This window comes from Baia soyae, from assembly GCF_004341445.1.
GTDB lineage: Bacteria > Bacillota > Bacilli > Thermoactinomycetales > Thermoactinomycetaceae > Baia > Baia soyae.
Window position 1 is genome coordinate 14,418 of record NZ_SLXV01000040.1, and the last position, 13,356, is coordinate 27,773.

A 13,356-nucleotide genomic window follows, 5' to 3' on the forward strand; every position below is an offset into this window, starting at 1 on the left:
ACCTTTGATTCTGCGGAATCAAAGGTGTTTTTCACGTTATGATTTATAATCCTTTTTCCCCAATCTCTGCTAACACGCCATCCCAGAGTTGGCTCCGTAATTGTAGAGAACGGAGAGCAACTTCTTCAGCTTGCTTCCATTTCTCTGGATCAGATTCACAAAGAGAGTTTAGAAGTTTTTCAGCCAGCGGGCCGTGTGTATCGCCATCTAGTTCGATATGACGATTGAGATAGTAACGAATACGCTCCGTAGACTGGTCGTGATTGTCTAGTTCAGAAAGGAGTTGGGTAAACATCTCAGGTATTAGATCTTCACGTCCAAAGAAAAAGGCTGAAGTTACTTCATGAGACTCTGCTGAAAATGCTAAGTTTAAGCTGTATGTTACAAATTGAACAATCGTGGGTGGAAGAGAACTGTTTTGCAAGACCTCAATCGGATCCTTTCCTGCTTCCAGATCTTGAAGATATGATTCCATCCATGTAGTATCAGCTTGAACCTCTTTCATCGCTTCTACATATAGCTCGAAATGACTGGCATATCCTCCTTGTCCATCCTCATCTGTCTCTTCTCCCAAAACGATTTCATTGATAAAGCGAGCATAATGTGCATTTGGACTGGGAACCCATGGTAACGTAGTGGTTGTGAGTGAGTTCTGTAACCGTTTAGCTAGGCTCATAAAATCCCAGACTGCAAATACATGGTGTTTCATGAAGATACGGACTCTGTCTGGAGATGTCATCGCTTCATAGATAGGATGTTTCAATAGTTGATCTCGTACCGTTTGGATAGATGTTGACTCGATTACGGTGGACATATGGATATCTCCTTCAAAGTTAGGTGTTGGAATCAGTTTAGGAATCTAATTCTTGTAGATACATACGAATTTGATTCATTAAGAGGTTAAGAGCTACCACATTTCTCCCGCCTTCGGGCAAGATAATGTCAGCATATCGCTTACTTGGTTCAACAAATTGCATATGCATCGGGCGAACCACTTGTAAATACTGTTGAATAACGGACTCTAACGTACGGCCGCGTTCCTTTGTATCACGCTCGATGCGACGTAAAATGCGTACATCCGCATCGGTATCGACAAATACTTTAATATCGAGAAGGTCCCGCAGGCCTTTATCTTCAAGAATCAGGATTCCCTCAACAATAATCACGTGCTTCGGCTCCACTTGTTTGTATGCTTTGGAACGGGTGGATGCAGTATAATCATAGATTGGCATCTGGACAGATTGATAATCCATTAATTGCTGTAAGTGTTCAACCAGTAGGTTATTATCAAAAGCTAACGGATGATCGTAATTAATCTTGGTTCGCTCTTCCATGGTCAGGTGAGCTTGGTCTGCATAATAGGAGTCTTGCTCCATTAACAAGACCGAATCAGAGAATTCCTCTACGAGTTTTCGCGCAACGGTGGTTTTACCTGAACCAGTGCCTCCTGCGACACCAATTAATACCGGTCGATTCATAGCTGTGTCGATCCTTTCCATTTAACGATCCATTTACCATTTATAAATAACTCTTTATCAAATTACCTCATCCGTACGATGGTAACATAAAAAACCTGACAAAGGTACTGTCAGGTTTTAGTGTATGGAATAAGAGTCATCGCTATTTATTGCGTGGACCAGCAGATCGAATGTTATCTGCAACACCAGTGAACTTGGTAAAGTTTTGATGGAACCGATTTGCTAGATCTTTGGCTGTTTCATGATACTCTTCTGGATTTGTCCATGTTGTCAGTGGATGTAAGATATCACTTGGAACATCTGGACATGTTGTTGGGATGGAGAGCCCAAATGCCTCTTCGGTTGTATATTCAACATCGGCTAGGGAGCCGTTTATCGCTGCGGTTACCATGGCACGCGTATACGTAAGATTCATTCGCTCTCCAACGCCATAAGAACCACCAGACCAACCTGTATTAACGAGGAAAACTTGTGCATTATGTTTTTCGATCTTCTCACCCAGTAACTCTGCGTATACATGTGCAGGACGTGGTAAGAAGGGTGCACCGAAGCAAGTGGAAAAAGTAGCTTCAGGTTCCGTCACGCCTCGTTCGGTACCAGCTAATTTACTTGTGTAACCTGATAAGAAGTGATACATGGCTTGCTCTTTGCTTAACTTAGAAATAGGAGGTAGCACGCCGAAAGCATCCGCAGTTAAGAATAAAATAACATTTGGATGACCCGATACACTTGGGATTACGGCCCCAGGGATCGAATCGATTGGATAAGCGGCACGTGTGTTTTCAGTCAAAGTAGAATCATCATAATCAGGGGTTCTTTGGGAATCTAACGAAACATTTTCTAAAACGGAACCAAAACGGATCGCTTGCCAAATTTGTGGTTCTTTTTCCTGACTAAGCCCGATACACTTTGCATAACAGCCACCTTCAAAGTTGAAAACTCCCTGATTTGTCCAACCGTGTTCATCATCCCCAATTAATCGACGCTCTGGATCAGCAGACAAGGTTGTTTTTCCTGTACCCGATAGGCCGAAAAATAGAGCAACATCCTGATCACTACCTACGTTTGCCGAACAGTGCATTGGCATAACGCCTTGTTCAGGAAGAAGATAATTCATCACACTAAAGATAGATTTCTTCATTTCGCCAGCATAATGTGTGCCGGCAATGATGACCACCTTTTGCTCAAAACTAACGGCAATCAACGTTTTAGAGCGTACTCTATCCATTTCAGGATCAACGACAAAATTAGGGACGCTGATCACGGTAAATTCTGGTTTGTGAGTATGTAGTTCTTGATCTGTTGGACGAATGAATAATTGATGCACAAATAAGTTATGCCAAGCATATTCATTAATAACACGGATTGGAAGTTGGTAAGTGGGATCCGCACCAGCAAAACCATCAAAAATAAAGAGTTCTTTCTCTTTCAAGTAATCTTGAACACGCTTGTAAATCTTATGGAATGATTCGGGATCTAGTGCTTGATTAACAGATCCCCAGTCAATCGAACCGCTTACACTATCTTCGTCAACTATATACTTGTCTTTAGGAGAACGCCCTGTAAATTCACCCGTTGTTGCGACTAAGGCTCCATTGGAAGATAAAACGGCTTCCTTTCGACTTAGTGCTTGTTCTACTAATTCTGCTACCGATAAATTTAGATGAAGTTTTCCACGAAGCTCATAATGATTTGATGTAATCGAACGAATCGTCATGCTCATTCCATCCACCTTTTTGATTTTTTGTCTATATTATATAAATGAATTTATATATATGTTATAACACTTTGGTAAAAAGTATAACATATATAGTGGTTGGATGGAACATTAATTTCCATTTTACGTTTATTGATACAATTTTATATTGATAGAAAATTCTTAATAAATCTATTCCGTGCGGTTGTATCGTTGACAAAGGTTTAAAATAATGATATGTTCGTACAGAATGAATTTCATTGCGGGAGTGTTACAATGAGTGAATTAAAAGAAGGGGCCATCGTATCTGGAGAAGTTATTTCGACAAAACCCTTTGGAGCCTTCATTAAACTAGAATCTGGGGAAACCGGACTTGTTCATATCTCTCAAGTTTCCAGCAAATATGTTGAGAAAGTTGAAGATGAACTTCAAGTGGGAGCAACTGTGAAAGTGAAAGTCCTTTCCATTGATCCTGCAGGTAAGATCTCTCTTTCCATCAAAGCCCTTCAAGAAGAGCAACGCCCTCCTCGCGAACGTCGTGGGGGAGGAGACCGCCGTGGTGGTGGTCGTGCGAAAAGCCCTGAGAACTTTGAAGACATGATGAAAAAGTGGATGAAGAGCAGTGAAGAGCGCCTTTCTGCGCTTACTGCCAAGCAAAAGAAAAACAGATAGTTGTCTCATGAATTGTTGAGATAGCATAGAAACATCTCCTAGGCTTCTGGGAGATGTTTTTGTTTGGAATGAGTATAATAGAAAAAGAACATAGATGGATGAGGTGTAAAGATATTGAGGGGAAAAAAGGGAGAGACCGTTTTAATTACCTGTGCAACATCAGGAATTGGGTACGAGCTTGGACGATTATTTGCCATGAACGGTTATGACCTTGTTTTAGTGGATGCAAATCTATCTGAGTTAAAGCAGATTTCATTGGAATGGATGAAGAAATATAAAGTACATATTGAAACCTTCTCACAAAATTTATCCAACCCAAATGTGGCAGAGCAAATCTATGAATGGACAATGGAGCGGAAGATCTCGATTCATTTCATGATTAATTATGCGGATTTTCAGTTATCAGGGTCCTTTTTAGAGACAGAGCTTGCCCAAGAGCTGGAAATGATTCAAGTGCATATCGCTACTTTTACCGCGATCACGAAGTTATTTATCAAACAAATGGCAGAGAGACGAAAAGGCCGTATTTTACAAGTGGCATCGACAGCCGCTTTCCAACCACGCCCGAAATTAGCTGTGTTTCATGCAACCAATGCTTTTATCCTTGCCTTTGGCCAAGCGTTGGATAATGAGATGAAGGATTACGGAGTGAGAGTGAATACGTTATGCGCGGGTCCTGAGCTATCTCAAGTTAAGTGGAGTGCACGCGAGGAAGTTCCGACATGGCTAAGCGAAGTGCCCATGAGTGCCCAAAATATAGCCGAATTTGCGTTTCGTCGGTTTTTAGATGAGCAGGATAAGCCGTTAATTATTCCAGGGATGAAGAATCGTTTGCTGGCTCGTTCGGTGCAGTTTATGCCACGGAAGATGGTAACCAAAGTGGTGAAGAAGATGGATGAGGGGAAGAGTGGGGATTGATTGGGTTTGTTGATTAGCCATTTATTGGGTGATCGAGGGCAGGATAGTCTGTTCGATTACTGCTCAAATACCGATCCAGCAGAGAAGTAGAGAAGTCCGCTTCGCGATCCGTAGCAGGGCAGGTGCAAAACTCGCAAAGTACGCTCAAACAAGTTGCACCAAAAGCGCCCTACGCTACGGATCTCTACGCTAAGTAGGATCGCTAACACCGCCGTAATCGAACAGACTCTCTCCCCTATCCCGATTTTATGATTAATTAACAGGCGCGGTAGTGTGAAGTAACTAGAACTTATTTAATGAAACTAATTCTCTCAACAGCATCGAATTAGCCTGACTCAACCAGTTAAAAGATTGGATAAATCAGAGCTCTAGCACTCTTCTTTTCCTTCGGTATAGAGTTGGAAGGTGACTCCGAATTGATCGGTAACCATTCCGTAGGCGGGGCTAAAAAAGGTTTCTGCTAGTGGCATGATGACGGTTCCGCCTTCCTGTAGGGCATCAAAAAACTTCTGCGATTGGGCGACATCAGCGGAAGAGATGCAGATTTGAACTTGATTTCCACGCTCAGGAGAGTGGCCTGGAAATGCGTCAGAGAACATTAACTCCGAATCGCCGACTTTAATCATTGCATGAGAGACAAGCCCTTTTGCTTCTTCTGGCATAGTAAACTCTGGGCTTTCCGGCATTTCTCCAAACGTCTGGATTCCGTATAGCTCGGCATCTAGGGCTTTTTGATAAAAAGCAATCGCTTCTCTAGCATTTCCATCCAACATAATATAAGAGATTAGCTTCGTTCCCATACAGTAGCCACCTGTCCTTCATTGTTTTATTGTAATTCGCCTACTAACCCTATTATATATTTATATAGAAAATTAAGAAAGATATTTATATTCTTTATTTATCTCCTGCTCACTCCCGTTAATAACGAGGAAAAGTCGACGAATAGGCTAGGGGCATGTATCTGACTACTGCGATGTTAGTAAGCCTACTTAGCGTAGTCCTTCGTAGCAAGGGCGTTTTGTGGCAATGTTTGAGCGTTCTTTGCGAGTTTTGCCACTTGCCCGAAGCGAAGAAGGGCGAAGCGGACTTGCTTTTCCACATCCTCGTAGGCTTACTATTTGAGCTGTGGGTAGATACACGCCCCGGTCTATATCCGATTAACTTTTTCATTAACAAACTCTACCTAATTCCGTATCATCTACTAAGATTTATTTAATTCTTTCAATCACAACTAAAGACGGTGCCCCGGCTCGATTTAACAACTGTGTCCATGTAACATGAAACTGCTTAGCAGGTAATTGAGAAGCAAATCTAGTTACATGATCCACTTCGGCTTGACCTTCCTCATGGCCCACATACAGGGCGATGGTGATAATACCTCTAGGAGCGAGCCACTGACAAGCATGCCCCATGGCTTGAAGCGTTGTTTCAGGGTGGGTGATGATGGTTTTGTCACCATGGGGCAAGTAGCCTAAATTAAACATGACCGCGTTAATTTGATTCTTATATTCACGCGGAATGAAGGATTCCCAGCATTCGTGACCTGCATGAAAGAGGGCCACTCGATCGAGAAGCCCTTCTTGCTTTAGACGTTGTGTTGTTTTTTTAACGGCGAGTAACTGGATGTCAAAGCCGAAGACTTTGCCTTGCATGCCGACTTCTTGAGCAAGGAAGAGCGTATCATAACCATTTCCTAAGGTAGCATCGACTACGATTGAATGAGATTGCTCTTGAATGGCTTGTTTGACATAGTATCTGGCGCTTTGTAAGGTAGACAAAGTCTTCATCATGATCCAGCTAAACGAGGCTTAGCATACTTTCCTTGCCACGTATCACGACGTGCTAGCTCGGCATCGATCTCGTTTAGTACCTCCCATTTTTTCATACTCCACATAGGTCCAATCAATTGATCGGGTGGTCCGTCGCCCGTAATGCGATGAATCGAGACATCCGGAGGAAGGAGTTCCAATGAATCCACGACTAGTTGCACATAATCTTCCTTAGACATAAATTCAATTAACCCCTGTTCGTATTGTTTCATCATAGGGGTGTTGCGTAAAAGGTGTAATAAGTGAATCTTGATCCCCTGGACGTCCATCTTCGCACAAGCTTCAACTGTTTGTAGCATCATTTCTCGTGTTTCGCCAGGTAGTCCATGAATGATATGCACACAGGTCCGAATACCGTGTTTGCGCAGTTTTTCTACACCATCTAGGAAGCATTGGAAGTCATGAGCGCGATTAATTAAATCGGCTGTCTCTTCATGCATGGTTTGCAGTCCCAGCTCCACCCAAAGATAGGTGCGTTGATTCAACTCCGCAAGATATTCGACAACGTCATCTGGCAGACAGTCCGGACGAGTAGCGATCGAGAGTCCTACTACTCCCTCTTGTTCGAGCACAGTCTCGTACATCTCACGTAGTTCTTCAACCGGTGCATACGTATTGCTAAATGCTTGAAAGTAACCGATATACTTCGCATCAGGCCATTTATCATGCATTTTTCGTTTTACATCTTGAAATTGTTTTACTAGATCATCTCGGCGGTTTCCAGCAAAATCCCCTGATCCACGTGCACTACAAAATGTACAGCCCCCTGTAGTGATCTCCCCATCCCGATTCGGACAAGTAAATCCACCATCCAACGCCACCTTAAAAATCTTCTGTCCATGTACTTGTCTTAAATGAGAGTTCCAAGTATGATAACGCTTCTCTCCCCACATGAGAGGAGTAAGCTGGTTATGCTTCATTGATTGAGTCATGATTTTTATACCTCTTTTCTACGAGTTTATTATACATGATCTTTGTCGGGATGTTGAATAGCTCCTGTGAAGTAGGATTGCTATATAAAAATCGTATAAAAACTGCCTATGAGGAAAGATTATCCACTGATAGAGGCTTGTTAGTGAAAGAGGGCTGATGATTAGGGCGTGCAACCCATTTCCTGCAAAAGATAACCACAAGTGGATTCATTGACAATCCTTTTACTTGGTGTATTATTGGTTTATAAATAATTGTAGTACATAAAAAAGTGTACTGAATACCGACTCATTATAGGTAACTCAACATCTGTTATACTACAGACTAACCATTTTACTATAACAGTGCTACAAAGAAACTATGAGGTGATACAAATGGCAAAAACCACGAAACGTGGGGGCGGTCTTGCAGGGGCTGAGTTGCAAACTCAAGAAATGCAAGCGTTTCAAGTACTCTCTCCAGATGGAAAGGTAAACGAAGCGAACCTTCCTGAACTAAGCGATGACCAATTACGTGAACTAATGCGCCGTATGGTATATACACGTGTATGGGACCAGCGTGCAGTTGGCTTGGCACGTCAAGGGCGTTTAGGTTTCTATGCTCCAGTATCTGGACAAGAAGCTTCCATGATCGGAAGCCAGTTTGCATTGGAAAAAGAAGACTTTATCCTTCCTGGATACCGTGATATTCCACAACTTCATTTCCATGGTTATCCGATGTACCAAGGCTTCCTTTGGTCACGAGGTCACCAACATGGTGGACAGATTCCGGAAGATGTAAACGTTTTAATGCCTCAAATCATCATTGGAGCACAGTATGTCCAAACTTCAGGTGTCGCAATGGCATTTAAACGCCGTGGCGAGAAGCGTATCGCAATCACATATACTGGTGATGGCGGAAGCTCACAAGGGGACTTCTACGAAGCGATGAACTTTGCGGGTGTATTTAAACTTCCAGCAGTCTTTATTGTTCAAAATAACCGTTATGCGATTTCCACGCCTGTATCCAAACAAACCGTTGCGAAAACGATTGCCCAAAAAGGCTTAGCGGCTGGTATTCGTAGCGTTCAAGTAGATGGAATGGACGTTCTTGCTGTATATGCAGCAGTGAAAGATGCGAGAGAACGTGCTCTAAACGGAGAACCGACTTTAATTGAGACTCTTTGTTACCGTCTTGGACCTCACTCAATGTCAGGAGACGACCCAACTCGTTATCGTATTAAAGATGAATCTCCTGCTTATGAGGAAAACGAACCATTGATTCGCTTCCGTAAGTATCTAGAGAGCAAAAATCTTTGGACAGAAGAAGACGAAAATAAAGTGATTGAAGAAACGAAAGCAGCAGTAGCAGAGGCAATTAAAAAAGCAGATCAATACGAGAAGATGACGATTCCGAACCTAATTGATACGGTATACGAAACAACGCCAGCTCATCTAGAACAACAGAAACAAGAGTACTTGGCGAAGGAGGGGAAATAGTCCATGGCAACAATGACGATGGTAAAAGCGATCAACGATGCAATGCGAATCGCGCTACAAAATGATCCAAACGTGATGATCTTTGGGGAAGACGTAGGGAAAAACGGTGGTGTATTCCGTGCGACAGATGGACTTCAAGCTAAGTTTGGAGTAGATCGTGTAATGGATACTCCTCTTGCTGAGTCCGGAATTGGCGGTTTAGCAGTAGGACTAGGCGTTCAAGGCTTCCGTCCGATCGCAGAGATGCAATTTATCGGTTTTATCTTTGAAGCGCTTGATTCCATTATGGTACAAGCACCTCGTATGCGTTTCCGTTCTGGAGGACGTTATAACAACCCAGTAACATTCCGTGCTCCATTTGGCGGTGGTGTGAAATCTCCTGAACTTCATAGTGATAGTTTAGAAGGCCTCTTGATCCAGACTCCTGGTATCAAAGTGGTATGTCCTTCAAACCCATACGATGCAAAAGGATTACTATTATCTTCGATCAAAGATAATGACCCTGTGTTTTTCCTTGAGCATTTGAAACTATATTTCTCTCTAAAAGGCGAAGTACCAGAGGATGAGTACACTGTGCCAATTGGCAAGGCAAATGTCGTACGTGAAGGTACAGACGTAACGATTTTCACATATGGTGCGATGGTTCATACTTCTATGAAAGCGGCTGAAATCGCTGAAAAAGATTTAAATAAAAAAGTAGAAGTAGTTGATTTACGTACCCTTAGCCCTCTTGATGTGCAAACGATTGTTTCTTCTGTTGAGAAAACGCATCGTGCGATTGTGGTGCAAGAAGCACAACGTACAGCTGGTGTGGCACCTGAATTAATTTCGGTGATTAATGAAAATGCACTCCTTTCACTTGATGCACCTGTGAAGCGCGTGACTGGCTTTGATACTCCACTAGGTCATCCGCTGATTGAAGATGAGTGGATCCCAAATACCAAACGTATTGTGAATGCAATTGAAGAAGTTTGCAATTTCTAATTGATTGATGGAACCCATCCTGTGAGTGATGCACTCGCTGGATGGTTCGTTTTCGTAGGAATCGTTATTAAGGAGGAAACAAGTCCATGGCATTATACCAATTTCAGTTGCCAGACGTAGGGGAAGGAATTCACGAGGGTGAAATCGTTAAGTTGTTCGTAAAACCTGGTGATAAGATCGAAGAGTTTGAGCCGTTTGCAGAGGTTCAAACGGATAAAGCAGTTGTGGAAATCCCTTCTCCAGTAACAGGCGTTGTGAAAGAATTAAAAGTAGAAGAGGGTCAAATGGCCCTTATCCACTCCGTTATTGCAGTAATCGATGCCGAAGGTGAAGTTCCAGCATCTGAGGAAGCTCCAGAAGCACCTCAAGCAGAAGAGAAGCCGGCAGAAGAAGTGGCAAAAGCTGAGTCATCTACTCCTGTAGCAACTCCAGGAGAAGGTACTTCTCATATAAATGTAAAAGCGATGCCTTCTGTACGTAAGATGGCTAGAGATATGGGCGTAGACTTAACCCGTGTCAAAGGTACAGGCAAACATGGCCGCGTCTTAGCTGAGGATGTAAAAGCATTTACTACTGGTGGTGCTGCAACCGAAGAAGTCGTATTACCAACAGAAGCGACACCTGCTTCCGAATCCGTAGAAACGACTGAGCCAACTCCAGTTGCATCGACTCCGGCTACTCCAGCGCCAACCGCTCCGAAAGCACCATTGGAGAGCTATGGTACCGAAGAGCGTATGCCATTACGCGGTATTCGTCGTACGATTGCCAAGAGAATGGTAGAATCAAAGCATACAGCACCACACGTTACCATTATGGACGAAATCGACGTAACGGAATTGATCGAGCTTCGTAAATGGGCAAAAGATGAAGCAGCGAAGGCAAATGTAAAACTTACTTACTTACCATTTATCATGAAAGCTGTTGTATCTGCGTTAAAAGAATTCCCAATGTTAAACGCTTCGATTGACGATGCGGCAGAAGAAATCGTGGTGAAGAAGTACTACCACATTGGTATGGCAGCCGCTACCGATAATGGCTTGATGGTTCCGGTGCTTCGCGATGCGGATCGCAAGTCGATCTTCCAACTCGCTCAAGAAGTAACGGATAAAGCAGGTCGCGCTCGTGAGATGAAATTGGCAGCAGATGAGCTAAAAGGTTCGACATTTAGCATTTCCAGCTTAGGAAATCTAGGTGGACAAAACTTTACTCCAATCATCAACCATCCTGAAGTGGCAATCCTAGGTGTAGGTTCTATTGAACAGAAGGCAGTTGTCGTAGATGGCGAGATCGTTATTCGTTCGATGATGCACGTCTCTGTTAGCTTCGACCATCGCCTCATCGATGGAGACCTAGCAGCTCGTTTCATCAGCAAACTGAAGAAGTTGCTTAGCAGTCCAAAACTTTTAATGATGGAGATGTGATCACATGGTAGTAGGAGATCTAGCACAAGAAGTAGATGTCGTCGTAGTTGGTGCTGGCCCTGGTGGTTATGTAGCTGCCATTCGTGCCGCACAACTCGGCAAAAATGTTGTTATCGTGGACAAAGATGAAGTAGGGGGCGTATGCCTCAATCGTGGATGTATTCCTTCTAAGGCGATCATTAGTGCATCCGAGCGTTTGATGCACATCCGAGAAGCAAGCCATGTGGGAATTGAAGTTTCAGGCGATGTAACAGTAAACATGCCAAAGCTGATCGAATGGAAAAACGGCGTAGTGAAAAAGCTGACTGGCGGCGTAAGTCAGCTTCTCAAAGGCAACAAAATTGAAGTAGCCAAAGGTGAAGTCTATTTTACAGGGCCTAATTCACTACGCGTTATGACAGATGATTCGAGTCAATCCTTCAAGTACAACGATGTGATTATCGCTACAGGTTCAAGTCCAGCTGAGTTAAAGATTCTTCCTTTTGATGGCAAGCGCATCTTATCCAGTACTGAAGCGTTAAATCTGCAAGAAGTTCCGAAGAGATTCGTGGTAGTCGGCGGCGGCTATATCGGCCTAGAATTAGGAACTGCCTATGCAAAATTAGGTGCAGAAGTAACGATTCTGGAAGGAACGAAATCTTTGCTTCCTGGTACAGAGGGAACTCTTACTAAGATGGTTACCCGTAAGCTGAAAAAGCTAGGTGTAACGATTGTGACAGAAGCAATGGTACAAGGCGGCGAAGTGAACGGAGAGGAAGTAACCGTTCGTGCTACTGTCAAAGGCGAAGAGAAGTCGTTTGTGGCAGACTACGCTTTGGTGTCAGTGGGTAGAAAGCCGAACACCGAAGAAATCGGTTTGGATAATGTAGGCGTTGAATTAGATGAGCGCGGCTTTATTAAAATCGATAAACAATGTAAGACAAACGTATCTGGCGTATATGCCATCGGAGACTGTGCTGGCGGCGCACTTCTCGCTCATAAGGCAAGCTATGAAGGTAAGATTGCCGCTGAGGTTCTAGCCGGGATGAACAGTGTAATCGATTATCAAGCGATGCCATTTGTCATCTTTAGTGATCCAGAGATCGCTTATACTGGTCTTACCGAAGAACAAGCAAAAGAAGAAGGCTACGAAGTCGTAACAAGTCGTTTTGCCTTTGCGGCGAATGGTCGTGCGCTTTCGATGGAAAGTGCGGACGGATTTGTCCAAGTAGTAGCGGAGAAAGAAACGAAGCAACTACTTGGTGTTCAAATCGTCGGACCAGAAGCATCCTCCTTGATTTCCGAGGCTGTATTTGCGATTGAAATGGGTGCGAATGCAGAGGATATCGCACTTACGATCCATGCACATCCAACGCTTCCGGAAACCTTTATGGAAGCGGCTGAGGGGATCCTTGGGCATGCGATTCATATGGTGAATAAGAAGTAGTAAGGTTGTGTTTTTTGCTTACTACTAACCCAGAAGCCTTATAAAAAAGGGATTTTAAGTGTGTAGGGGGTTATGAAATTAGAAGGCGGGATAGGGATTGCAAACATTTTGCAAACGTAGGCTTTTAAAGTAAAGCGGAACCGTTCCCGTCTTCAAGAAATAACCTCTCAAAACGGTCCACAGCTTCTTTTTGCATGCTTGTTGTAACATTAACGTAGCATGAGTGTGACGCAAGTCGTGTATTCGCATCTGTGGAAGTCCTGCTGTCCTCAATCATATAGTAGAGGTTAAAGAGGATTGGAACAAGCGATTAGAGCTAAGTAATCTGCAATCGGTGTGTAATGCTTGTCATAATCGAATTCATAAATGAGGGAGTAAGAATAGGATTGTTCTAACAGATATCTTCTCAGAGATATCTGTTAGAACAATCCTATTCTTATGTCATCGCCATCAGGCTAATGGCATGACTTGAATCGAGATCTCTGCTCAGGTAATGGTTACTAAATGTAAACTGTAGATGAATC

14 protein-coding genes and 1 pseudogene are annotated in these 13,356 nt (G+C 43.2%); 8 read left to right on the plus strand and 7 right to left on the minus strand.

The features are described 5' to 3' along the window. Positions 1-43 precede the first annotated feature (43 nt). The 3 genes from EDD57_RS11495 to pckA form a co-directional block, all read right to left on the minus strand. The gene (locus tag EDD57_RS11495; RefSeq protein WP_131849588.1) at positions 44-814 is read right to left on the minus strand and encodes a DUF3050 domain-containing protein; all 771 of its coding nucleotides are present in this window, start codon (positions 812-814) and stop codon (positions 44-46) included. Positions 815-851: 37 nt separating this feature from the next. Next, positions 852-1,478 (minus strand): uridine kinase, encoded by a 627-nt coding sequence (gene udk, locus EDD57_RS11500; protein WP_131849589.1) that lies wholly within the window; start codon positions 1,476-1,478, stop codon positions 852-854. Positions 1,479-1,620: 142 nt separating this feature from the next. Beyond that, a complete protein-coding gene (gene pckA, locus EDD57_RS11505; RefSeq protein WP_243649529.1) occupies positions 1,621-3,195 on the minus strand; it encodes a phosphoenolpyruvate carboxykinase (ATP) in 1,575 nt (524 codons plus the stop codon). Positions 3,196-3,450: 255 nt separating this feature from the next. Between pckA and EDD57_RS11510 the strand changes: the two genes are divergently transcribed. Next, positions 3,451-3,846, plus strand: coding sequence for a S1 RNA-binding domain-containing protein (locus EDD57_RS11510; protein ID WP_072330995.1), 396 nt, complete (start codon positions 3,451-3,453; stop codon positions 3,844-3,846). A gap of 114 nt (positions 3,847-3,960) precedes the next feature. Further along, the gene (locus EDD57_RS11515) at positions 3,961-4,764 is read left to right on the plus strand and encodes an SDR family NAD(P)-dependent oxidoreductase (RefSeq protein ID WP_165873789.1); all 804 of its coding nucleotides are present in this window, start codon (positions 3,961-3,963) and stop codon (positions 4,762-4,764) included. Between the two features lie 13 nt (positions 4,765-4,777). Here the strand turns inward: EDD57_RS11515 and EDD57_RS14985 are convergent, their stop codons facing one another. Together EDD57_RS14985 and EDD57_RS11520 are read right to left on the minus strand one after the other, a co-directional pair. Continuing rightward, on the minus strand, positions 4,778-4,912 hold the full coding sequence (locus EDD57_RS14985) for a hypothetical protein (RefSeq protein WP_279388959.1): 135 nt from the start codon (positions 4,910-4,912) through the stop codon (positions 4,778-4,780). Positions 4,913-5,132: 220 nt separating this feature from the next. Then, a complete protein-coding gene (locus EDD57_RS11520) occupies positions 5,133-5,564 on the minus strand; it encodes a VOC family protein (RefSeq protein ID WP_131849592.1) in 432 nt (143 codons plus the stop codon). A gap of 155 nt (positions 5,565-5,719) precedes the next feature. Between EDD57_RS11520 and EDD57_RS11525 the strand changes: the two genes are divergently transcribed. Continuing rightward, complete coding sequence (locus EDD57_RS11525; RefSeq protein WP_131849593.1) at positions 5,720-5,980, plus strand: hypothetical protein; 261 nt, start codon at positions 5,720-5,722, stop codon at positions 5,978-5,980. Here the strand turns inward: EDD57_RS11525 and mnmM are convergent. Together mnmM and mnmL are read right to left on the minus strand one after the other, a co-directional pair. Further along, complete coding sequence (gene mnmM, locus EDD57_RS11530; RefSeq protein WP_165873790.1) at positions 5,973-6,551, minus strand: tRNA 5-(aminomethyl)-2-thiouridylate-methyltransferase MnmM; 579 nt, start codon at positions 6,549-6,551, stop codon at positions 5,973-5,975. The genes EDD57_RS11525 and mnmM overlap by 8 nt on opposite strands. Next, positions 6,551-7,525 carry a tRNA modification radical SAM protein MnmL/YtqA gene (gene mnmL / locus EDD57_RS11535; RefSeq protein WP_243649527.1) on the minus strand — a complete coding sequence of 325 codons (975 nt, stop codon included), beginning with the start codon at positions 7,523-7,525 and terminating at the stop codon, positions 6,551-6,553. The genes mnmM and mnmL overlap by 1 nt, the downstream gene beginning before the upstream one ends. A gap of 372 nt (positions 7,526-7,897) precedes the next feature. Between mnmL and pdhA the strand changes: the two genes are divergently transcribed. From pdhA to EDD57_RS11560, 5 genes and pseudogenes are all read left to right on the plus strand, one after another. Further along, positions 7,898-9,001 carry a pyruvate dehydrogenase (acetyl-transferring) E1 component subunit alpha gene (gene pdhA, locus EDD57_RS11540; RefSeq protein ID WP_131849595.1) on the plus strand — a complete coding sequence of 368 codons (1,104 nt, stop codon included), beginning with the start codon at positions 7,898-7,900 and terminating at the stop codon, positions 8,999-9,001. Positions 9,002-9,004: 3 nt separating this feature from the next. After that, the gene (locus tag EDD57_RS11545) at positions 9,005-9,985 is read left to right on the plus strand and encodes an alpha-ketoacid dehydrogenase subunit beta (protein WP_131849596.1); all 981 of its coding nucleotides are present in this window, start codon (positions 9,005-9,007) and stop codon (positions 9,983-9,985) included. Positions 9,986-10,071: 86 nt separating this feature from the next. Further along, positions 10,072-11,406 (plus strand): dihydrolipoamide acetyltransferase family protein, encoded by a 1,335-nt coding sequence (locus tag EDD57_RS11550; RefSeq protein WP_131849597.1) that lies wholly within the window; start codon positions 10,072-10,074, stop codon positions 11,404-11,406. A 4-nt stretch (positions 11,407-11,410) separates the two neighbouring features. Further along, positions 11,411-12,832, plus strand: a complete 1,422-nt coding sequence (gene lpdA, locus EDD57_RS11555) for a dihydrolipoyl dehydrogenase (protein ID WP_131849598.1) — start codon at positions 11,411-11,413, stop codon at positions 12,830-12,832. A 259-nt stretch (positions 12,833-13,091) separates the two neighbouring features. Beyond that, a pseudogene (locus tag EDD57_RS11560) lies at positions 13,092-13,202 on the plus strand (HNH endonuclease); the annotation flags it as partial. Positions 13,203-13,356: the final 154 nt, after the last annotated feature.

Excerpts from the sequence above, each read along its gene's own strand:
- EDD57_RS11525 (WP_131849593.1), top strand. The coding sequence starts at position 5,720 with ATGTATCTGACTACTGCGATGTTAGTAAGCCTACTTAGCGTAGTCCTT.
- lpdA (WP_131849598.1), top strand. The coding sequence starts at position 11,411 with ATGGTAGTAGGAGATCTAGCACAAGAAGTAGATGTCGTCGTAGTTGGT.
- EDD57_RS11495 (WP_131849588.1), bottom strand. The coding sequence starts at position 814 with ATGTCCACCGTAATCGAGTCAACATCTATCCAAACGGTACGAGATCAA.
- pdhA (WP_131849595.1), top strand. The coding sequence starts at position 7,898 with ATGGCAAAAACCACGAAACGTGGGGGCGGTCTTGCAGGGGCTGAGTTG.
- EDD57_RS11510 (WP_072330995.1), top strand. The coding sequence starts at position 3,451 with ATGAGTGAATTAAAAGAAGGGGCCATCGTATCTGGAGAAGTTATTTCG.
- mnmL (WP_243649527.1), bottom strand. The coding sequence starts at position 7,525 with ATGACTCAATCAATGAAGCATAACCAGCTTACTCCTCTCATGTGGGGA.
- EDD57_RS11545 (WP_131849596.1), top strand. The coding sequence starts at position 9,005 with ATGGCAACAATGACGATGGTAAAAGCGATCAACGATGCAATGCGAATC.
- EDD57_RS11520 (WP_131849592.1), bottom strand. The coding sequence starts at position 5,564 with ATGGGAACGAAGCTAATCTCTTATATTATGTTGGATGGAAATGCTAGA.
- pckA (WP_243649529.1), bottom strand. The coding sequence starts at position 3,195 with ATGACGATTCGTTCGATTACATCAAATCATTATGAGCTTCGTGGAAAA.
- EDD57_RS11550 (WP_131849597.1), top strand. The coding sequence starts at position 10,072 with ATGGCATTATACCAATTTCAGTTGCCAGACGTAGGGGAAGGAATTCAC.
- udk (WP_131849589.1), bottom strand. The coding sequence starts at position 1,478 with ATGAATCGACCGGTATTAATTGGTGTCGCAGGAGGCACTGGTTCAGGT.
- mnmM (WP_165873790.1), bottom strand. The coding sequence starts at position 6,551 with ATGAAGACTTTGTCTACCTTACAAAGCGCCAGATACTATGTCAAACAA.